This window comes from Pseudoalteromonas sp. P1-30, assembly GCF_001400005.1.
Taxonomy (GTDB): domain Bacteria; phylum Pseudomonadota; class Gammaproteobacteria; order Enterobacterales; family Alteromonadaceae; genus Pseudoalteromonas; species Pseudoalteromonas atlantica.
This window is the reverse complement of record NZ_LKBC01000002.1, coordinates 1-21,612: the sequence shown is the minus strand read 5'-3', so window position 1 is coordinate 21,612 and position 21,612 is coordinate 1. Positions and strand designations below refer to the sequence as shown.

Genomic DNA, 21,612 nt, shown 5'->3' with positions numbered 1-21,612 from the left:
CAGTATGAAAAAACTCACTAAAGAGCAAGTCTATAAACGCCTTAACAACGATGAAGACGCACGCGCCTGTAAAGACATAAACGAAGATGACTGCAAAGAAGTGGCCGGTAACTTTATTCTTTTATTAACAAGCCAGCTTTTTAGTAAATTTGCCGATGCCCTCCTCAACCCTAAAGTCACTCTGCCTTGGTTAATGCAAAGCTTAAACGTGCCAAGCGCGTTTATAGCGTGGCTGGTGCCTATAAGAGAATCGGGCTCTTTATTACCACAATTAGCGATAGCCAATATTATCCGTAAACTCTCTGTAAGAAAGTGGATATGGGTTTGCGGTGCATTTGCCCAAGCGGTATGTATTGGCGCTATGGTTGGTGTTTCATTTGTGCTAGAAGGCGCTCAGGCTGGCTATGCAATTTTAGCTCTGCTGGTGCTCTTTAGCCTCGCCCGCGGATTTAACTCTATTGCCGCTAAAGATGTATTAGGTAAAGTTATTCCTAAAAAAAAGCGGGGCAATATTAGTGGCCTGGCGGCAAGTATTGCCGGCTTTGCAACACTCACTTTTGGTTTAATGATGTGGTTTTTTTCGGGGCAAAAAGAGCAAAATACGGTATTAATTGCGCTGTGTTTAGGCGCCGTTTTGTGGGTTGTTGCTGCACTTTTTTATAGCCGCATAAACGAATACAAAGGCGCGACACAAGGCGGTAAAAATGGCTTTTTAAATGCGCTAAGTAAATTAAAGCTGCTTTATCAAGATAAACAATTTGCACACTTTGTAATTACCCGCGCCTTTTTACTTTGCTCAGCCCTAAGCGCACCTTTTTATATTATTTTAGCAAGCTCTCAGCAGTTTGAATTTTCATTATTGGCAGTATTTTTAGCCGTGTCTGGCTTAGCAAGTTTAATTTCTGGGCCAATATGGGGAAGACTCAGCGATTTTTCTAGCCAAAAGGTGCTTGTGATCAGTGCGTTGCTTGTCACCATAAACGGCGTGAGCGTGTTTGTAATAGCCACATGGTATAGCCAGCTGTTTGAGTATGCTTGGGTAATACCTGGTTTTTATTTTTTGCTTTGCATTGCTCATCAAGGCGTGCGGCTCGGGCGTAAAACCTATTTAGTGGATATGGCACAAGGCAATAAACGCACTGATTACGTGTCGGTTAGTAATACTGTAATAGGCATTTTGCTTTTAATGTTAGGCAGTATAGGGCTTTTAGAAGCATTTTTATCAACCGCACAGCTTATTTTGTTGTATAGCCTGCTCGGTTTGTTAGGTGCTATTAGCGCGATTTTTTTGCCTCAAGCGGAGTAATACCAATGCACAATAATACGTGACCAATCAAGCGAATTGGTATAATAAAAAAGCCCAACAAAATAATTGCCGGGCTTTGGACTTAAGACCTAAGGATAAACAGTCAGCTTTACCTCAAGTTATAACACCTAAGCAGTTACATTTAGCAGTGAATCGCCTTCACTTAAACCAAATTTTTCTTGTACCGATGAAAGAATTGATTCTTTATCTTCATCAGATAGCTGGCTTGAATACTCAGTTAATAACTCATCTAAGTAGCTAACCACTTCGTCAGTATCAACAGATTCTAGAGAGTTTTGCGGCGGCGGTGGCGGGCGCTGCCCTTCAGGGCCTCCTGCATCGCCAATACTTTTAGCGTCAAAATCAAGTTCGCTCATTAAATCAGCCAACTCTTTTGTAGGTGAGATCCCCTGCTCTTCAAATGCGGCTTGAATACTTTGCGCATCTTCCGTGCTTAGGTTTTGTGCATCAAATTCTGCAAGTGTTTCTTTAACAAACTCAGTTTGCTCTGAAGTTAAAGCGCTTACTTGGCTAGATTGTTGAGTCATAAAACTCGCTGAGCTACCAATACTGTTGATCATATTTTTCTCCCTTAACGTGCGCGGCGTGGTGGCTTGTGTTCACTTAACTCTTGTTCGCTAATTTCGCCATTCCCATCGGCATCTATTTCGTCAAAAATAGTTTGCGCATCGCCTTGCGGTGGCGCACTTTCGCTAAATTCTGCAAGGCTAATCACACCGTCACCATCTGCATCTATGCTTGAAAAGTCAGGTTTAGGTGGTGGGTTATCACCGCCTCTGGCTGCAACATTGGCTGAAAAAGCCATTGATAATAATGCAGCAACGGCAAAAGTAGAAAAATGCTTCATCGTGGTCACCTTGGGTTAAATATTAATAAAGGGTATGAATATAAAGTACGCTTAAAAAACGCAAACATTGTGCAAACAATAAGGAAATAAAAATAAATCCGATTTTTATCATGTTATTTTTACCTTATTCGGTATTTCGGTTATTGTGATAACTAATTACTTAAAACCACTTTCAACACCTGTTTTGAGAGCTAACATACTAAGGACTTATTAACATACATGTTTAATCTTCCAATTTTTCTAGTTGTATCGCAGTGAAAATACCTAAACGCCTCCAGCCACTCGTTGATGATGGCCTAATTGATGAAGTGATCAGCCGCTTAATGAGCGGTAAAGAAGCGGATGTATTTGTGGTACGCAGCGGTGGCGAAATTCGCTGTGCTAAAGTCTACAAAGATGCCGTTAAACGCAGCTTTAAAAAGGCAGCTCAGTATCAAGAAGGCCGAAAAGTAAGAGGCGGACGCCAAGCCCGCGCCATGGGTAAACGCTCTAGTTATGGGCGGCAACTAGAAGAAGAAATTTGGCAAAATGCAGAAGTAGACGCGCTTTCACGTTTATCACGCGCTGGCGTCAGAGTTCCTGATACTTATTACTGTATTGATGGCGTGTTGTTAATGGAGCTTGTGTGCGATGAAGACGGAGATGTTGCTCCACAGTTAGGGCATGTGACCCTTACACAGCAAGACGCTATTGAGCAGTACAGTATGATGGTTCATTATATTAAATTAATGCTGTGCGCGGGTATTATCCACGGTGACTTATCGGAATTTAACGTACTTGTTGATAGTAAAGGGCCTGTAATTATTGACCTTCCACAAGCTGTAAACGCCGCAGCCAATAACAGTGCGCAAGCAATGTTTACGCGCGATGTAAACAACATACGCCGTTATTATGCGCAGTTTGCACCTAGCCTATTAAACACCCATTACGCTAAAGAAATGTGGGCACTGTTTGAAGAGGCTAGCTTAACGCCAAACACTGTGCTCAGCGGAGAATTTGAAGACAGTAACGAATCTGCAGACGTAGATGCGGTACTCGATGAAATACAAGCGGCCGAATACGAAGAGTTCGACCGTTTAGAGCGTATTAAAAACGCTGACGATGAGTAAAACTGCGCTCACGTTTAGCTATTGAGGGTGAACAAACCGATAGCCCACACCGTAAACCGACTGAATAACGCTGTCGGTTTGCGTTACTTCATCAAGCTTTTTACGTAACTTTTTTATGTGGCTGTCTATAGTACGGTGGCTAACTATACGTTGGTCTGCGTACATGGTGTCCATTAAGCTATCGCGTGAATAGATTCTGTTAGGGTTTGAATACAAGGGCTTAAGTAGCTGAAATTCAAAATTAGTTAGTTCTATACTGCTATTTTTATAGTTTACACTGTAAGTACTCTCATCCAGTGTCATGGCATTATTTACCGGCTCTTTTGTGGTATTAACACGCCTTAAAATTGCTTTAACTCGCGCCACCAGCTCAGCATAACTAAACGGTTTGCAAATGTAGTCATCGGCGCCCAGTTCAAGTCCGAGTAACCGGTCAATCTCCTCCACCTTTGCCGAAACCATAATAATGGGCACATTAGAGAACTTTCTTATCGCTTTGCACAGCTCTATACCGCTTTGCCCTGGCAACATAATATCTAATAAAATAACACTTGGCTTATTACTTTCAAGCCAGCTAAGTACTTCATCACCATGATGAATAAGGTGCGTTTGATAATGATGACTTGTTAAAAAGTCGCTCATTAAATTGGCAAGTTTTATTTCATCTTCAACAACGAGTATTTGCTCACTCATACTTATCCTCTACTGAACTAATAAGGGTAATTTAATAACAATGCCAAGCCCGCCAATACTGGCTTTTTCGGCTGATATTTCGCCATTATGACCTTTAACGATATGCTGACAAATAGACAAACCTAAACCAGAGCCTCCCTCTTGGCGATTGCGAGAGCTGTCTACACGGTATAAATATTCAAACAAGTGCGATAAATGCGTTTGCTCAACGCCTATCCCGTTGTCCTCTATTATAAGCTCTAAATAGGCTTGGCCTTTAATATTTACGTTATTGGCACTTAAAGAAATAGTTGAGCACTGGGCGTAATGCACCGCATTGATTAAGATATTATCTAGCAATTGCAGTATACGTGTTTTATCTGCGTTTACTGTGGTGTTGTTAGCACTATTAAGAAGGTAAAAATTAATAGCATGCTGCTCAAAAATAACGTGATACTTTTGCTCTATGGAGTTAAGTAAAAAGCCTACGTCGGTAGGTTGCATGGTGTAATGCATGCCGCCTAGCTCTGCGCTGTTTAGCATGTGTAGGTCGTCAATCAAACGCTTTAAATGCAGCGCTTCATCGTTAGCAGAGCTAATATTTTTATTGTTTGGTTCACGTATCCCAAGCAACATAGCTTCGAGCTCACCGAGTAAAATGCTCATGGGCGTTCTTAGTTCATGAGAAATATTAGCTAACCAGCGTTTGCGTACTTGCTCATCTTTAGCGAGCGTAAAGGCCAAGGTGTTAAAATCTTCACTAAGCTGGCCCAGCTCGTCTTTTCTATCTAATAAAAGTTTGGTGCTGTACTGCCCTTTGGTTAGCTTATGCATACCACTGGCTATTTGCTTTACAGGGCCAACTAAATGCCTTGCCAGTAAAAAAGACAACATTAAGGTAAGTAGTCCTGCGGTTAACGCAATAAGCCATAAATAGTTAGTTTGTTGCTTTAAAAAATCCAGCTCGTACCCATCTGCTAAGCTTTTTCTTTTTGAAACAGCAAGGTAAGCAATTGTTTTACCTTCAAGCTCTATGGGCGTTTTAATGTACTTTAAATCCTCAAATAATTTACCAAAAATACGCTGCTGGTTTTCATCCAGTAGTGCATAGTGCGCGGCATGCTCGGGCGGTGGGCGACGATCTCGTTGCGCCATATGCTGTGGGGGTCTGGGTCTGCGTTCACCGCGAACTTCTGGGCGCTGTGGCATATCGCGTAAACTAGGTAAAAACTGGCTTGATTGCAATTGCGATTCAACCAACCTTAAAAAGCGCTGATCGTTACCTATAATTTTATCCCACGAAGGAGTTTGCGCGTATTTATTAGCCAGTTGTACTGCTAATGGCTCTAATGCTTTTACTTCTTTAGCGTTTACAAAATCAATAATACCTTGGCCAATACTGTACTGAATAAGCACAACAAGCCCCGCAATAATGCTAAAGGTGAAGCTAAATAATATTAAAAAAAGTTTGTTGTGAATTTTCATTTATTTTTTATAAACCTGACTCTAAAAGCATTTGAGCTGTTATTTATTGCGTATTTTTTTACTGCTAAAACGTATTATTAAAAGCTCTAAGCACTTTTAAGAATAGCCTGTAATAACAATTGTATTAATTGCATGTTCTATTATAGCGACTTATAAATAGCGCCTTTAATAACAACGTATAACGTTAACAAGTAAAAGTGCAAACAATGTGCATTATATAAAAAATCACGCTCAAAAAAGGCGACCTAAGTCGCCTTTGTTATTAATCGTTTTTTAAATGCTTATCAAAAAAATCGAGAAACGCTTGTAACGTTTTAATTCTATGCGGCTGATAGGACAAGTAATGATCGCCATCTTCTAGCTCAATGTAAGTAACATCTTTATCTTCGTCATCTAGTTCATCTTCCATTTCTCTACTATGGTAAATAGGGACAACACTGTCGTCGCTACCATGCACAAGTAAAACAGGTTTGTTGATTGATTCAGCAAAATTGACCGGCGAATTGGCCTCTAACTTATCGCTATTTGTTCCAAACTGTTTTCGTACTATGTCTTTGTTTGTAAAGTGGCGGGCTTTACTCACAATATGCTCAAGGTCAGTTACCCCTGCAAAACTTGCCGCACATTTAAATGTTTCAGGGTGTTTAATAACAGCCATTAAGGCGGCGTATCCACCATAGCTTGCGCCACCAATACAAATTTTATCTGGCTGAGCAATCCCTTGGTCTATTAACCAGTTAGCTCCATCTTGTAAGTCATCTTGCATGGCTAAACCAAAACCTTGGATCGACTGCATTAAAAAGTCATAACCATAACCGCTTGAGCCACGAAAGTTAGGCTGTAACACGGCATAACCATTATATGCCAGTAGCGCAGTCCAATAGTCAAAGCCTGCATAGTCTCGCGCCATAGGCCCACCATGTGGAAATATAATAGTGGGTAACTTATCGCCTTTCTCATAGCCAACAGGCAGCGTTAAGTAGCCTTCTATAATAAGCCCGTCACGTGCTTTATAGCTGATGTGCTCTTTACCGGCGTATACGCTTTCGTTAATGTGTGGGTAAACGTCTGCAAAAAATGTTAAATCACCTCGCTTTCTGTCACCTAACATGTAGGCGCCTGATGTTTTATCTGAGCTGACATAAAGTACATATTTTTGCTGATCGTCGCTGGTGCTAACAATATCCATTTCAAATGAATCTTTAGGTAGTGATGCTCGTAAAGAGCGATGTAGCTTGTCTAAGTCTTCATCCCAATACGCAATACCATCTTCTAAATGCGAATGCGTAAAGCCTGCCACTTCGCCAGTTTTACGGGAGTAAAAAATATCGCCATCGACATCGTACTTGTCGTCGCTAAAGATGAGCTCACGTTTGTTAGTTGTTAGATTAAGCTTAAATAATGCATCACGCCCTTCATGTAGCGCAGTGATGTATAAAAAGTTAGGGTCTTTATCAAAGCCAAGTATCGAAATGCTTTGCTCACTAAATACTTCGTAGCTAAATAGTGTTTGCCACGACTCATTTTGCTCGTTGTACAGCTCGTAAGTGAATTGTGTTTCATCTATTTTTTTAGCAATACGAACCTTGCCTTGTCTATCAGCAAACCAACTGGTTACATCTGCACGAGCACGTTGTATTTGTTTTTTGCGTAAGGTAGTTAGGTCAAGTTCATACACCGCAGGGGTATTGGCTATTTTAAAATCGCCCTGCACGAGTATTTTATTTTCTTGCTCCGGTAAAAAGCTAATAATTCGGTCAGAAAACTGAGGCTGCTTTTCATCACGCGTGTTGTTTGCTCTAAACGCCAGTTTTATTCCTTTATCATCACTTAGGTTATACGAATACATTAATGTAGACGCATACTTAACCCCACCAAATTGATATTTAATGTATCGTGCGCCCAATAACAAAACATCATTATTTGCCCAACTAAACCAGTCAAAAAATACAGTGTGGTTATCCGATTTAATAACCGGCTTGCCCTTGCCTGTTGTAAGGCTTTGCACCATTAAAACTAAATCGCCATCAAGGTTTCTAACATACGCAATGTTATTTCCATCTGGTGAGAGCTTAACTTGGCTTATGCTTTTTAAGCCTGCAAACGCTTCTATGGGTAGCTTTTTATCAGAGGCTGATAGGCAGCTAAAACTAAGTAGGGCAAATACTAAAGTGAGGTAAAGTTTAGACATTCAATATCCATTTGTTTTTATAAGTAACGCTTAATGAGTTAACAGTAAGTGTATAAAGTTAATCTGTTATTTTACAATTGTGGCCGCTTTAGTACAAATTTATCTTTAGTACAGCTAAAGTAGTCTCCACCCATTTTACCTACGCTGTTTAATCGCGTGGGGTCTATATAGCCATTCACTAACACGTTATCGTCAATATAAATCCCCACCACGTTGAGTAGCATAACTTTGCCGCCACCTGGTTCGTCGCTTATCTGAATAACGTCTCTTAAAGTGCACTCGTATCTTACTTTAGCCGCTGCGGCGCCTGGGGATGTTACGCGTGTACTGGCGATTGTTTCAATATTTGCCGCCTCAAATTCACTCACATTATGTGGATAATTAGCGCAGCTTTGATTCATTTTCTCTACTAGCTCTTCACTAACAATATTAACCACGCAGTTGTTAGTGGCTTGAAGGTTTAAAAGCGTGTCTTTATTGGCTTTGTCGCGTGGGTTTACTTGGGTCACGCTCAGCACTGGCGGGTTACAACTGGCCACTGTAAAAAAAGAGTACGGGGCAATATTAGCAATCCCCTCCTTACTAAGTGTGCTTACCCAAGCAATAGGCCGTGGGCTAATACCCCCCACTAAATACGAGTAAACATTGTGCTGCGTGTTTTGCGTTAAATCTAAAAACATAATTTTCCTTTATACGTCGTACTGCAAATCGTAAAAGCGCTTTATTGCGTACAGTATTTCATAACTGCAGCCACTTTTTTAAATATGCGCAAAAAAATAAACATAGTGTGGTTTAAACGCGATTTACGCCTTAGCGACCATCAACCACTTAAAAATGCATTTAGTGATGATTTACCCACGTTACTGCTATACAACTTTGAGCCACTAATGCTTGAGGATGCACATTATAATGCGCGCCATTGGCGTTTTGTTTATCAATCAATAGGCGAAATAAATCAGCAGCTAACTCGCTACAAAGCAACGCTGTATATTTTTAACCAAGACATGCTGACACTGTTAAACACGCTTAATCAAACATACCAAATAGCAAACATATTTAGCCATCAAGAAATTGGCTTAAACAATACTTTTGAGCGCGATAAAGCCGTGGCTATATGGTGTAAAGCTAACAAAGTTAACTGGCTTGAGTCACAAACGGGCGCCGTTATTCGTGGCAAAAAAAACCGTAAGGATTGGAACGCACGCTGGCAACAAACGATGCAGGCTCCTGTTGCTATTCCTAAATGGAAAAACATAAAAACCATTACACTTAATAACTACCAAACACCTAAATTACCCGACAGCTACTCGCAAAATGATGACAACTTTCAAGTAGGTGGGCCTTTAACTGCGCACACAATATTGCAAAGCTTTTTTGCTGAGCGCGGTAAGGGATATCAAAAAGGCATATCTAGCCCCAGCTTAAGCCGTATTCATTGCTCTAGGCTTTCGCCTTATTTAGCTTGGGGTAATATTAGCCTTAAACAGGTTTATCAAACGGCTATTGATGCATACCATGCAAAACACCCGAGCAAAAAAGGCTGGAAGCGCCCGCTTGCTGCATTTGTATCGCGTTTGCATTGGCACTGCCATTTTATGCAAAAATTTGAAAGTGAGAGTACGATGGAATTTAAAGCGCTCAATGCGGGGTATCATCAGTTCCCATATAGAAACGATGACAACGTACAACACGATATTGAACGCTGGGCACAAGGCCAAACGGGTATACCCATTATTGATGCCTGTATGCGCTGTTTAAAAACCACGGGCTATATTAATTTTAGAATGCGCGCTATGTTGGTTAGCTTTGTAACGCATCATTTAAATATAAGCTGGCAGCAGGCAAGCTTACCTTTGGCAAATTACTTTTTAGACTTTGAACCTGGCATTCATTACCCACAAATACAAATGCAGGCTTCAGTTACGGGTATTAACACCATTAGGCATTACAACCCGATTAAGCAATCTGAAGATCAAGACCCAAGCGGCGCCTTTATTAAAAAATGGTGCCCCGAACTTGAAAAGCTGCCAATAGAATATTTACACGAGCCTTGGCAACAAACACCAATGGAAGCGCTGTTTAACGACTTTAAACTTGGTGAAGACTACCCCGAGCCAATGCTTGATTTAACTCAAGCCTCCAAACAAGCGCGCGAACGTTTATGGCAATACCGCGAGCGCACCGATGTTAAACGTGCAATTCCTAACATATTAAAAAAACATGTAGGGCTTACTCGCACACAAAAAAACACCGCAAAAAGTAATTAATATGCCTCATAAAAAAAGCCGCTTACCACAAAAAATGTGCCCTGTTTGCAACAAGCCTTTTGCCTGGCGTAAAAAGTGGCAGCGCGATTGGGATAACGTTATTTACTGCTCAGAGCGTTGTAAACGTAATAAAAAGTAAAGGTATTAATCCTTTATGCTATGCGTGAGCTGGCGTCTATTTTGCAATGGTATGAATAACTCGGCTTTTAAGGCTGTATTTAGGTGTTTTATGTAAATAGCACTTACTCAGCCTGAAAAGCTTACATGCAACGCAAGGAGAAGATGATGACGATTAAAAAAACGGCAAACTCAACCTGGTCAGGCGATATTAAAACAGGTAAAGGCAGTATTTCTACACAAAGCGGCGCACTTGATAAACAACCATTTGGTTTTAATACTCGCTTTGAAGACGAGCCTGGTTCTAACCCAGAAGAATTAGTGGGAGCTGCGCACAGTGCCTGTTTTAGTATGGCGCTTTCGCTTGCACTTGGCGATGCCGGTTTTAAAGCCGATAAAATTGATACTAAAGCCACCGTAAGCCTTGATGAGGTTGATGACGGCTTTGCAGTCACCCATATAGCGCTTGAAGTAAACGCACGTATTAAAGATATTGCTAACGAACAATTTCAGGCATTGTGTGAGCAAACTAAAAAAAGCTGCCCTATTTCAAAGCTACTTAATACCGAAATCTCCCTAAACGCAACGCTCGACTCAACCGCATAAAACGTAATTTTTAAACCTTACGGTTTTACGCGTTAAGCCAGGTAACCTGTTACTTGGCTTAACACTCATCCCTAACCCTTTTTGAGTTATTTGAGTTTAATAACTCATTTAGCAGTGCTATACCCATCCCTAAAGCAGGCCAAACTACCCATAAATTATTTGGCGATGTAATTAAGTTTATCGCGGTCAAAAATACCAAAACCACAAAGTAACGTTTTAAATTATCAAAAAATGCTGGTGTATTCATGTTTGCTCTCCTCTTAAAATGTAAGGTTATTATTGCCTTAATTTTTAAGCCTGAAAGGTGCTATTTGTCATCAGTTAATATGACATTAGTCATAAATTTATAGCGGCCCCTTCAAGCGCATCTCTACAAATACTTATACAAACATACAGTTACTTACAATTATTTAAATGTATTTTAAAGAGTATTTAATATAATACCTTTTCTAGATACACCTATTTAATTATAAGAAAGGATACTTATGCGCTACTTAATACCACTCTCTTTGCTTGCACTTAGCTGTGCACCGTCAGTAAACGCTGAACAATCAGCATCAAAGCAATGGTTTAATACAATTAACTACGCAAAAATTGATTCACGCTATTACAGCGATAATGTGTACGGATTATCTACGCATTATTACTTTGAAGAGCAACAAAGCTCAGGAGTATGGGATGATTATGGCTACCTAGATACAGATAGTAATATAGGCTTAAATTACTTTAATTCAGATGGTTATAGTAGAAAAGGGATTTTTGGAGAAGGCTTTTACGGTAATGCTTTTGCAACCATAGAGCTGCCTAATATTGGCGATACTGATACCTATTCGCTTGGCATAGGTTACTTATTTGCTGATTCGCTAAAAGTATCTGCACGTATGGTAGATTACGAATATAGTGACACAGTTTATTTATTTAAAGCGCAATATAACCACCAAATTAATGACACCGACTACATTGGTTTTACTGTTGAGACGGATGATGAAATAGAGTCGTGGGACTTATCATCACTTTACTTTGCTCACCTTTACGGTGAAAGCTACTTTACTGTAAATGCTGACTATCTCGATGCTGGTGATGATTCAATTTTTAATGTGTTGGCAAATTATTACTTTAATAAGCATGTTGCAGTTGGCGTTGGTTTATACGACTCAGATTTAGTTGTTGAAGGTAAATACTTTATTAACGATAACTACTATTTTACAGCTAATTACACCGATAACGATGACTACGATATATACAATCTCAGTTTTGTAGCTCAGTTTTAGTAAATACAAAAAAGCCGCCTTGCTGGAGTCACTTCAGCTAAATAAGGCGGCTTTTATATTAAAACAGCTATAGCTTACATATTACCTAGCTCTATCATCATTGCGGTATACATACGTAAATTAAGCGCTAATTGCTCAAGCGTAATAAATTCATGCTCTGAGTGGCCGGTATAACGTTTGCCTGGCATTGAAGGGCCAAACGATACGGCATTATCAAATAGCTTTGCGTTAGTGCCGCCACCTATTGATACAAAGTCAGCTTGTTCGTCACCTGTAAAATGTTTAAAAATATCGAGCAGTTTTTGTGCGTGCGGTGCGTTATCTAACAGCATAGGTGTACCAATAATGGTCTCGACATTAGTAAGCGTTACGTTATTGGCAGTTTCCCATTCCTTAATCGCGCTGTTTATTTGCGCTTTAAGTAGGTTTTCATCTTTACCAACTGGGCGGCGCGCGTTAATGGCTAACGTTAGTGCACTACCATCGCGTTCAATTACGGTTGGAGCTACGCTCATTGGGCCCATGAATTCATGCTCGTAGGCAATATTACCAAATTGCTTACCATGAATATCTAAGCCAATTAATTGATTTACAAATTTTATAAGCTGGCCATCGCTATTATTTTCAAGTGCGACGTTTTTAAATAGCTCGCTCAGGTGTGCAATAGCATTAACGCCCGACTCTGGCTCTGATGAGTGCGCAGACACCCCTTTTACAGTTATTTTTAAGCCTTCAGCTTGCTCTTCAAAATTAAACTCAACGTCACTAAGTGTTTTAGCTTTAGCTTTTAATGAGTTAATAACTACAGCGCTTGCGTTATGCAGCACTAAGCTTGCATCTTCTGGTATTTGGCTTTTAAACGCGCCGCCCGCTAAATCACTCACATACATACCGGTTTGTTTTGAGGTAGCATTAAAAGTAGGAGCAATTAAGCTCCAGCCTTTCTCGGCTACTACAACTGGGTATGATGCATCAATGGTTACGGCGTATTTTGGCTGCTCGTAAGTTTTCATAAATTCTGTAAGCGGGCCCCAGTCAGATTCCTCAGCTAGGTAAATCATCAGCTCTATGCGGTTATTAAGCTCTATGCCTTTATCTTTAATCGCTTTCATGGCGTATAGTGCGGTGGCTATTGCGCCTTTGTCGTCTTCTGTGCCTCGCCCGACTAATTTTCCAGGCTCTGAGGTATCAATAATAAATGGGCTTTGTTTCCACTTACTAGCATTGGCCGGTTGTACGTCACCGTGGGTTACAACGGTAACCTTTTCGTTTTGATCTCCCATGCCTATAAGCACGGTGTAGCCTAGGTCTTGGTAATCAAACCCAAGCTCTGCCGCTTTCATTTTTAATACTGATTTAAAATTAATAAAGTCAGGATTTTGTGGCGCGGGTATCGACTCTTTATTTACCGTAGGAAAAGCCACTAAATTAGTTAACGTGTGAATTTGTGATTGTTGATAAGTATCCACAGCGTAATCGGCAACACTATCAATATTTGTATGTAATTGTGCATGTGCGCTAAAAGCAAATAAAGCACTGCAAAGCAAAGCTAACTTTTTCAAAACGTATCCTTTTGTATGAATCATTACTACCAATGCGCAATAATAAATCGCTTAAATAATTAAATTGGTATTAAAGCTAAATTATACCGCCAAGCAATAGTATTAAATAGCGCTTTGCGGCAGGGTTACAACAATCGCGCTTTAAATTTAGATAGCGGCTTACATTGCATTGGTTGTATAATGCGCGACCTTAATTAATCAGAGTATTAGTACTAATGAACCGCCGCAAAAAAATTGTCACCAAATTTCAGAAAAAAGATAAACGTGCTAATGCTAAATTGCATAAAAGTAATAAACCGGCGTATGTATCAAAAGCAGAGCGTGAAAAACTAGCTTTAGAGGCGCAGCAAACAACCAACGCAGAGCAAGTTACGCCAACATCAGATTAAACTAAAGCGCCAAGCAACCTATTCTCAGCGCTTTATATGGGTTTAAAATGCGTAACTGGCACTTATATTAAATGAGCGCCCTTGCCCAGCTAATTGAGTAAACCCCGTGCTGCTACCTTGCTTAAGCGCTGCAATACTTACCCCGCCTAGGGGTAATTGATAAAACGTATCAAATAAGTTTACCACCTCAATACCCAGCGTAAGCGCATCAAAAGAAGCTTTAGAGCTTATATTAACTAAGCTGTAACTAACGGTTTGGTTTTCTAAGCGGTTAACATCAACGCGTGATTTTGTATCCACCCATTGCCACAACAGTGCATTTTCAAATATCCCTATTTGCTGGCTTAATGAGAGCGCTGTATGTAACGGCTTAATTTGATAAAGCGCCTGGTTAGTGTCGCGGCGCTTACCACGAGTGCTCGTTATGTTTGCTTTTAATTGCCATTCGCCAAACTGTGTTGATTGATAAAGTGACTTACTTATATCAAGCTTTGCGCCATATAATGTGGCGTCAACATTACTAAACTGCAAAATATTACGTGATGTGTTTGCTAACCCATAACTATTAAAACTACGTACAATATCTGCATCAATGTAGTCGTTTACATCGGTGTACCACACATTAGCACTTACTCGCCACGCATCATTTTTTGCTGTTTTTGAATACGTTGCACTGATGATATGGGCGGTTTCGGCTTTGAGGTTTGGGTTACCAATATAACCATTAGCGTCACCGTACCAACCAATCATAGTACTTGCCATATTACTTACACCCCAACTGTAACGTTCATATAAATTAGGGGCTCTGTTTTTGCGGGCCAGGCCTAATTGCAGCTCGTCATAAAGTGTAATTTGATAATTAGCTAATACATTTACATCAACTAAGGTGTCGGTTTTGTCTCTATCTGCATTGTTGAAGTTATTGGCAGCTAGCGCATTATTGGCAGTTGTCATTGCGCTCATACTGCCCGTATTCATCATGCCATCGTTATAGGCTTGTACTTCATTAACCTGTGTATTAACACGCTCAACCCTTATACCCGTATTTAACCAGAGCTTGTTATTGATTTGGCTTGCATATTCTGCAAATAAGGCAATACGCTCACGCTTACCGTTATTAATATTTATATAATCATTTGGCCCCATCATGGTTGAGCCTTCAATCGCTGGCCACCAATCATCAATGCGGTAATTATAATATTCTTGTCCAAGTAGTAATGAGCTATTTTGATCAAGTGTAAGGCGCCATTTAAGCTGTGTGCTTATGTCTTTTGCATCTGTTTTCATGGGCATCATGCCGGTTTTTTCCTTACTAAAAAAACCCATTTCGTGTTTAACGCTGTGCCAATTAACTTGTCCTTGTAGCTCGCTGTTTTCAAAACTGCGCTTATATTGGGCAATAGCGCCATAACTGGTGTTATCAGTCATATCCATGTACTGATTAGCAAAACCCTGATACGGTATTTTTTGATGCGTAAGCTTTATCACAAATTGCTGTTTATCGTCACGTATCGCGCCAGTTAGGCTGTGGTTTTGAGCCCGATATAATGTATCAAGTACCACATTACCCTTTCCATCTTCGTAGCTGTTGGCATCGCTAAACGAGCCTTGGTAATTAAGGCTCACAGTATCGCTTGCTAAACGTGCTCCCACACCTAGTCTTTGGCCATTATCCACACTGCTGTACTTAGCCGAGACATAGCCTGAATGCCATGCGAGCTCACTACTTTCGCTGTATTGTGGTGAAATTGAGTTAACGCGTATTACACCTGCAATGTTATCGCCACCAGCACTTACAGGTGAAACACCAGCAACTACATTGTAAGCTGTTACTTGATTAGCTGATATATAAGAAAGAGGCGGGTTCATCTGATTAGCGCACGCTGCAGTAACCTCTGCGCCATCAACCAGTACTTTTACTCTATCGCCCATTAAACCATTTAAAATAGGTAAGTTAGACACCCCGCCCGCAGCCGAAAAATCAACACCTAAATTGCTAAGCATTGCCTCTGACGAACCAAGCGATAAGTGCTTGTTGTGTACCTGCCCGTGCACTTCAATAATTTCTAAAGTGTTATCATCTGCAAATACTGCAGGAGATAAAAGGCCAGTTAATAAAAGTGCTAAAGGAGAGAATAAATAAGTGTGTTGGATATGTTGAATATGAGCCATTTATAATTTATGCCACTGTTATATATGGCATAAATTATATAATGTAGTTACAAGTTTAGAGCGCGACAAAATGTCGCACTTTGAGAACTTACTGCCACTTAACTCGCGTTAAGCTTAGACACTGTAGCAGAAACAGCATCTGCGCCGCGTTCTATTTCTTGAATTACTTCTGAGACTTTCGCTATTAACTCTCGGCCTTGCTCTGAGGAATCAGAGACGGAGGTGATTTGCTTTGAAATATCGTTAGTCAGCTCTTGGTTGTTTTTAACTACGGTTGCAATTTCGTTGGTTGAACTGCTGGTGCTTGCTGCAAGCTGCCTAACTTCATCGGCTACCACGGCAAAGCCTCGCCCGTACTCGCCCGCTCGGGCGGCTTCAATGGCTGCATTTAACGCCAATAAATTAGTTTGATCGGCAATACTGCTTATGGTCGAAACAATAGAGCCGATAACTGCTGACTGCTCATTCAGGTTTTTAATTAAATCAACCGATTTAAGTACTTGGCTTACAATTGCATCTGAGTTTGCAATTGCATCGTGTAATATATCTGAGCCCCTTTTAGCCGTTTGCGCACTCGACACCGCCGATTCATACGCAATTTGTGCGGCCTCACTAACGGCTTCGTTGTCTTTTATGCGATCGGTAATATTAGAGGCAAACTTCACTATTTTTATCACTTTGCCTTTATTATCTAAAATGGGGTTATAAGTTGCTTCCAGCCATATTTGCGAGCCATCAGAGGTTATTCGTTTAAACTTACCCGACTTAAACTGCCCATCGCTTAGCTCTTCCCAAAACCGAGGGTTATTTTGATAAAAAGAGTCAGTACAAAACATTTTGTGATGCTTGCCAACTATTTCTGCAAGTGAATAACCCACCGTAGATAAAAAGTTTTGATTTGCTTTAATTATGGTGCCATCGGGGTTAAATTCTATTGTAGCCAGCGCCTTATCAAGCGCTTCGGTGAGCGCTTCTTGAGATTTTCGCTGTACATAATTTTTTGTAATATCCGACGCTATTTTAATAACCTTAGTAACCACCCCGTTTACTTCAACAGGAAAATAGGTAGCCTCTAACCATAGCTTTTCGCCATTAGCGTTAAAGCGCATAAAGGTACCGCTTGTTGAGTTTGCCCCTTGCAGCGCTTGCCAAAATTGGCCGTACTCACTCGACTTAGCGTAGTCTGAATCGCAAAAAATCCGGTGGTGCTTGCCTATTACCTCTTCTCTTTTGTAGCCTACGGTATCTAAAAAAAGATCATTAGCGTCTAAAATTTTTCCCTCGGGTGTAAATTCAATATACGCTACATGGTTATAAATAGCGGATAGTACTGATTTACTTTCATTGAGTTGACGTTCCAATTCTTCAACTTTGGCGTTATCTTTTCGTAGACCAAACATGTGTTAAACCTTTAGGGAATAATAATAGGATGACAATAACAAACAAATATAAAAATAATATGTAAGCTAGCAATAAATGTAACAACTTTGTAAATATAGGTGTTTTTTAGTTTTTCTGCGAGCAATTAAACACTTGCTAGTGAGCTGCTTTGTAAAAACTTTTTATAAATTAACCTAATAAGTCACACTTTATAGCAATTAACAAAAGTAAAACAAGCCAAAAATACTATTTTTTATACATGACGCAGTACACTTTTTAACTTAAAATAGCCATCTCACTGACACACTCCACACCTAATATATGTTTACTCTCCACGCAATTAATGTGTGGCTATTCACTATTTTTAAAATCAAAGTTAAAGGATCTTCTATGAGTGCAGATGTTGCGTCGGCATCTAATCAGTTAAATAAAGCTGCTATTTTATTAGTGTTAGCACTAGGTACGTTTATTTTAGGATTATCGGAATTTTCAATGATGCCTATGCTGCCGCTGATCAGTGAAACGTTTGGCTCAACCCCTTCGCAAAGTGGCTATGCAATTAGCGCCTATGCTATTGGCGTTGTGGTAGGCGCGCCGGTATTAATGCTTACAACGGCCAATATGCGAAAACGCAAAGCTTTGCTGATTTTTTTAAGCCTAATGTGTATTTCTAATGGTTTGAGTGCATTAGCAACCTCATTAGAGCAGCTCGTTATTTTTCGCTTTTTAAGTGGCTTACCTCACGGCGCTTACTTTGGTGCCGCTATTTTGCTTGCCTCCGATATTGCCCCTTCAGGTAAACGCGCAAGCTTTATGTCAAAAGTATTTATGGGCTTAACCATTGCAACCATCGTAGGCGTGCCTATTGTTACCTTGGTGGGGCAAAACCTAAGCTGGCGTTATTGCTTAGGTGGCGCTGCGGTTTTAGCGTTTATTGCGTTTATATTTGTATACAAAGTAGTGCCAAATATCGATAACGCTAAGCCATCTAACTTACTTAACGAGTTTGGCGTACTTAAAAATAAACTGGTGTGGTCTATTTTAGGTATTGTTATTATTGGCTTTGGCGGCGTGTTTTGTATTTATACATACATTGCCGATACAATTTTAGATGTAACTAAAACAGCCCCTTACACTATTTCTATCGCTATGGTGATGTTTGGTATTGGTTGTACGTTAGGTAATTACATATTAGGCAAAGCGGCCGATAAATCTGCCATTAAAACCACAGGCCTTGCACTGGTGTGCACCATCGTATTTGCAATTGCCTACGTTAGCGCAAGTTACAATATTTGGATGCTTTATGCGGTTATATTTTTTATTGGTTGCAGTGTGGGTTTGGCAACGCTTATTCAATCTTTATTAATGGATGTAGCCCCAGAGGGCCATGCAATGATTGGTGCATTAGTACAATGCGCATTTAACACCGCAAATGCTATCGGCCCTTGGGTTGGCGGGGCTGTTATTGCACAAGGTGCAGCGCCTAACCAAACAGGTTATGTCGCAGCGGCGTTGTTTTTAGGCGGCTTAGTAATGTGGTTTTTAAGCTACTTGCAACTTAATAAACAACAGCCCGCAGCACAAACGTGTTAAGCATATAAAAAGAGCGGCTAATACAATTAGCCGCTCTTTTACTTTAACAAGGGGATTTAATCACCCACCTTACTGGGCCTCTAACGATGCCATATCAATAACAAAACGATAGCGTACGTCTGATTTTTCCATTCGCTCATACGCGGTGTTTATTTGGTCAATATTAATCATTTCGCACTCTGGCAATACGTTATTTTTGCCGCAGAAATCTAGCATCTGTTGGGTTTCTTCTATCCCACCAATTAGTGAGCCTGCGATGCGCCGACGACCCATTAAAAGAGGCACAGTGTTTAGCTCTTCTACGGGGCCAACTTGCCCAACAATAACTAGCGTCCCATCTATGTCTAATAAGGGTGTGTAAATAGACAAGTCGTGCTTAACAGGTACGGTGTCAATAATAATATCAAAAGCCGACTGCGACGCTTTCATTGCATCTTCGTCAGTAGACACTAAATAATGCTGCGCGCCAAGTTTTACTGCGTCATCTTTTTTAGACTCACTTCGCCCAACCACAGTTACACTCGCGCCCATGGCTACGGCATTTTTAACAGCCATGTGACCTAAGCCACCAAGCCCTACAACAGCAACACGGCTGCCTTTTGTAACGCCCCACTTATGTAAAGGAGAGTAAGTAGTGATACCTGCACATAATAAAGGTGCAACGCGCGAAAGCTCTAGGTTTTCAGGGACTGATAGTACAAATTCTTCACGAACAACAATATGTTTAGAATAGCCACCTTGGGTCATCTCGCCGGTTTCTCTATCTTTACCTGCGTATGTGCCTACCATGCCTTCTTGGCAAAATTGCTCTTCGCCGTTATCACACTGTTTGCAGCTTTGACATGAATCAACCATACAGCCTACCGCTACCGTGTCACCTTTTTCATAGTTTTTAACAGCGCTACCAATGGCTTTTACTTTACCTACAATTTCGTGCCCAGGGACTAACGGGTAACGGCTGCCTCCCCAGTCATTGCGCACTGCATGTAAATCAGAGTGGCATACGCCACAATATAAAATTTCAATTTCTACATCGTTATCGCGTAAATCGCGGCGCTCAAAAGTATATTCACCTAGTTGAGCACCTTCGCTTTTTGCAGCATATCCTACTGTTTTCATAACAACTCCATAGTCTGTAAAAATTTAAGTCGTCTACTTTTAGCTTATTTAAGTGCTTTATTTTAAAACCAATCCCATAAGGGCTGCCTCTAAAAATAATACCGGTATGCACTTTGATGTGGTTTACACTAACGCCGGCGCTGTGAATGCACCCTGACCAAAAAAGCCCAACAAGGTTGGGCTTTTTTAACTTAAATGTTTGTCTTGTCCTGAAATGTGTTTACACATTTAGGACTTATTTTATGAAAACCACTAAAACTAAAGACGTTAAGCGTACTCAGCGAGATTATACATTAGGCTTTAAATTATCTATTGTTGAGCAAGTAGAAAAAGGCGACTTCACCTATAAACAAGCGCAAAGTCATTACGGCATTCAAGGCCGCAGTACCGTTCTGGTATGGCTGCGAAAACATGGTAAATTAGATTGGTCTAAACCAACTTATATAGCCAACATGCCTAAATCGAAAGAAACCCCAGCACAAAAAATTAAACGTTTAGAGCGCGAGATAGAAGAGTTACGCCTAAAGGATTTAATCAAAGATGAAATGATTAATATTATGGATGAAGAATATGGAGCGGGCTTGCGAAAAAAGTACATATCCGAGCTATCACGCGCGCAAAAGAAAACCATCAAATAAAGCTTACTCCGTTATGCCGTGCATATGGCGTAACGCGACAAGGTTACTATCAAGCTATGCGCAGAATAGATGCTCGGAATAAAGAATTGGAGCCAGTCAAAGAATTAGTGATGTACTGGCGGCAATTCATGCCTCGTATTGGTGGGAAGAAACTTTATCTGATGATAAAGCCAGACCTGCAAGAGCGTGGCATTAAACTAGGTCGTGATTGTTTTTTTGATTATTTGAGAGAGCATGACTTTCTTGTAAAACCAAAGAAAAATTACACTAAAACGACAAACAGTAACCATTGGATGCGCAAGCATCCCAATTTACTAAAGGAATACATGCCTACTGCGGCCGAGGAAGTCTTCGTTAGTGACATTACATACGTAAAGTCAGCGCAAGGCGTGCATTACCTATCGTTAGTCACTGATGCTTACAGTCGAAAAATAATGGGTTATGAGCTGAGTGATGAAATGAAAGCAACCGATGTAGCCAAAGCATTAGAAATGACAATTAAGCAACGCGTATATAAACGTGATGCCATTCATCATTCAGATAGAGGTTTACAATATTGCTCTGAAGTATATCAAAATGCGCTATTAAAAGAGGGCATTAGACCATCGATGACCGATGGGTATGACTGTTATCAAAACGCATTAGCAGAGCGTATTAACGGGATATTAAAGCAAGAGTTTTTACTGTATAAATGTCGCAATATGGCAGAGTTAAAACAGCTCGTTGAAGAATCGATATTTATATACAATGAAATGCGACCGCACTTAAGTTTGGATATGAAAACACCAAATCAAGTGCATAAAAAAGACCTGGCGCTTTCGCACCAAGTCTTTCATTAAAACCGTCAACCTATTTCAGGACGGGACA

General features: G+C 40.4%; 19 protein-coding genes and 2 pseudogenes. 9 read left to right on the top strand and 12 right to left on the bottom strand.

What is annotated here, in order from left to right; genetic code table 11:
- Positions 1 to 4 precede the first annotated feature (4 nt).
- Positions 5 to 1,306: an MFS transporter gene (locus AN395_RS03560; RefSeq protein ID WP_054982140.1), complete on the top strand. Its 1,302-nt coding sequence runs from the start codon at positions 5 to 7 to the stop codon at positions 1,304 to 1,306.
- A 128-nt stretch (positions 1,307 to 1,434) separates the two neighbouring features.
- Here AN395_RS03560 and AN395_RS03555 read toward each other — a convergent pair whose 3' ends face one another.
- Entirely contained in the window at positions 1,435 to 1,887 is a 453-nt protein-coding gene (locus tag AN395_RS03555) for a hypothetical protein (RefSeq protein WP_054982139.1), read from the bottom strand.
- Positions 1,888 to 1,898: 11 nt separating this feature from the next.
- Positions 1,899 to 2,174: an EF-hand domain-containing protein gene (locus AN395_RS03550; RefSeq protein WP_004587403.1), complete on the bottom strand. Its 276-nt coding sequence runs from the start codon at positions 2,172 to 2,174 to the stop codon at positions 1,899 to 1,901.
- 254 nt (positions 2,175 to 2,428) lie between these two features.
- On the opposite strand from AN395_RS03550, the gene AN395_RS03545 reads away from it, so the two are divergent.
- Positions 2,429 to 3,283 carry a PA4780 family RIO1-like protein kinase gene (locus tag AN395_RS03545; protein ID WP_024034251.1) on the top strand — a complete coding sequence of 285 codons (855 nt, stop codon included), beginning with the start codon at positions 2,429 to 2,431 and terminating at the stop codon, positions 3,281 to 3,283.
- Positions 3,284 to 3,301: 18 nt separating this feature from the next.
- On the opposite strand, the gene AN395_RS03540 is transcribed toward AN395_RS03545, so the two are convergent.
- The 4 genes from AN395_RS03540 to AN395_RS03525 form a co-directional block, all read right to left on the bottom strand.
- Positions 3,302 to 3,976, bottom strand: a complete 675-nt coding sequence (locus tag AN395_RS03540; protein WP_054982138.1) for a response regulator — start codon at positions 3,974 to 3,976, stop codon at positions 3,302 to 3,304.
- 9 nt (positions 3,977 to 3,985) lie between these two features.
- The gene (locus AN395_RS03535; RefSeq protein ID WP_054982137.1) at positions 3,986 to 5,440 is read right to left on the bottom strand and encodes an ATP-binding protein; all 1,455 of its coding nucleotides are present in this window, start codon (positions 5,438 to 5,440) and stop codon (positions 3,986 to 3,988) included.
- Positions 5,441 to 5,702: 262 nt separating this feature from the next.
- Entirely contained in the window at positions 5,703 to 7,631 is a 1,929-nt protein-coding gene (locus AN395_RS03530) for a S9 family peptidase (RefSeq protein WP_054982136.1), read from the bottom strand.
- A 71-nt stretch (positions 7,632 to 7,702) separates the two neighbouring features.
- A complete protein-coding gene (locus AN395_RS03525; RefSeq protein ID WP_054982135.1) occupies positions 7,703 to 8,311 on the bottom strand; it encodes a flavin reductase family protein in 609 nt (202 codons plus the stop codon).
- A gap of 84 nt (positions 8,312 to 8,395) precedes the next feature.
- Between AN395_RS03525 and AN395_RS03520 the strand changes: the two genes are divergently transcribed.
- The 3 genes from AN395_RS03520 (at position 8,396) to AN395_RS03515 (ending at position 10,621) form a co-directional block, all read left to right on the top strand.
- Positions 8,396 to 9,898 (top strand): cryptochrome/deoxyribodipyrimidine photo-lyase family protein, encoded by a 1,503-nt coding sequence (locus tag AN395_RS03520; RefSeq protein WP_054982134.1) that lies wholly within the window; start codon positions 8,396 to 8,398, stop codon positions 9,896 to 9,898.
- Position 9,899: 1 nt separating this feature from the next.
- Positions 9,900 to 10,037, top strand: coding sequence for a DUF2256 domain-containing protein (locus AN395_RS19325; protein WP_095206613.1), 138 nt, complete (start codon positions 9,900 to 9,902; stop codon positions 10,035 to 10,037).
- 146 nt (positions 10,038 to 10,183) lie between these two features.
- Positions 10,184 to 10,621 (top strand): OsmC family protein, encoded by a 438-nt coding sequence (locus AN395_RS03515; RefSeq protein WP_029773410.1) that lies wholly within the window; start codon positions 10,184 to 10,186, stop codon positions 10,619 to 10,621.
- Between the two features lie 58 nt (positions 10,622 to 10,679).
- On the opposite strand, the gene AN395_RS03510 is transcribed toward AN395_RS03515, so the two are convergent.
- Positions 10,680 to 10,868 (bottom strand): 2TM domain-containing protein, encoded by a 189-nt coding sequence (locus AN395_RS03510; protein WP_054982133.1) that lies wholly within the window; start codon positions 10,866 to 10,868, stop codon positions 10,680 to 10,682.
- 238 nt (positions 10,869 to 11,106) lie between these two features.
- On the opposite strand from AN395_RS03510, the gene AN395_RS03505 reads away from it, so the two are divergent.
- Complete coding sequence (locus tag AN395_RS03505; protein ID WP_054982132.1) at positions 11,107 to 11,892, top strand: putative porin; 786 nt, start codon at positions 11,107 to 11,109, stop codon at positions 11,890 to 11,892.
- 74 nt (positions 11,893 to 11,966) lie between these two features.
- Here AN395_RS03505 and AN395_RS03500 read toward each other — a convergent pair whose 3' ends face one another.
- A complete protein-coding gene (locus AN395_RS03500; RefSeq protein WP_054982131.1) occupies positions 11,967 to 13,454 on the bottom strand; it encodes a dipeptidase in 1,488 nt (495 codons plus the stop codon).
- Between the two features lie 215 nt (positions 13,455 to 13,669).
- Between AN395_RS03500 and AN395_RS19320 the strand changes: the two genes are divergently transcribed.
- A complete protein-coding gene (locus AN395_RS19320) occupies positions 13,670 to 13,843 on the top strand; it encodes a DUF2986 domain-containing protein (RefSeq protein ID WP_004587415.1) in 174 nt (57 codons plus the stop codon).
- A gap of 42 nt (positions 13,844 to 13,885) precedes the next feature.
- Here AN395_RS19320 and AN395_RS03495 read toward each other — a convergent pair whose 3' ends face one another.
- From AN395_RS03495 to AN395_RS19810, 3 genes and pseudogenes are all read right to left on the bottom strand, one after another.
- Complete coding sequence (locus AN395_RS03495; protein ID WP_054982130.1) at positions 13,886 to 16,015, bottom strand: TonB-dependent siderophore receptor; 2,130 nt, start codon at positions 16,013 to 16,015, stop codon at positions 13,886 to 13,888.
- A gap of 98 nt (positions 16,016 to 16,113) precedes the next feature.
- A pseudogene (locus AN395_RS19815) lies at positions 16,114 to 16,539 on the bottom strand (methyl-accepting chemotaxis protein); the annotation flags it as partial.
- Between the two features lie 105 nt (positions 16,540 to 16,644).
- Positions 16,645 to 17,415, bottom strand: a pseudogene (locus tag AN395_RS19810) (PAS domain-containing protein); the annotation flags it as partial.
- A 370-nt stretch (positions 17,416 to 17,785) separates the two neighbouring features.
- Between AN395_RS19810 and AN395_RS03485 the strand changes: the two are divergent.
- Positions 17,786 to 18,988 carry an MFS transporter gene (locus AN395_RS03485; protein ID WP_004587418.1) on the top strand — a complete coding sequence of 401 codons (1,203 nt, stop codon included), beginning with the start codon at positions 17,786 to 17,788 and terminating at the stop codon, positions 18,986 to 18,988.
- A 69-nt stretch (positions 18,989 to 19,057) separates the two neighbouring features.
- Here the strand turns inward: AN395_RS03485 and AN395_RS03480 are convergent, their stop codons facing one another.
- The gene (locus tag AN395_RS03480) at positions 19,058 to 20,107 is read right to left on the bottom strand and encodes an NAD(P)-dependent alcohol dehydrogenase (RefSeq protein ID WP_004587419.1); all 1,050 of its coding nucleotides are present in this window, start codon (positions 20,105 to 20,107) and stop codon (positions 19,058 to 19,060) included.
- A gap of 242 nt (positions 20,108 to 20,349) precedes the next feature.
- On the opposite strand from AN395_RS03480, the gene AN395_RS19315 reads away from it, so the two are divergent.
- Positions 20,350 to 21,584, top strand: a protein-coding gene (locus AN395_RS19315) for an IS3 family transposase (RefSeq protein ID WP_095206612.1) whose coding sequence is annotated in 2 segments (ribosomal slippage) — positions 20,350 to 20,701 and positions 20,701 to 21,584 — 1,236 coding nt in all. Because the reading frame shifts where the segments join, the coding sequence is not laid out codon by codon here.
- The last annotated feature ends 28 nt before the right edge of the window (positions 21,585 to 21,612 follow it).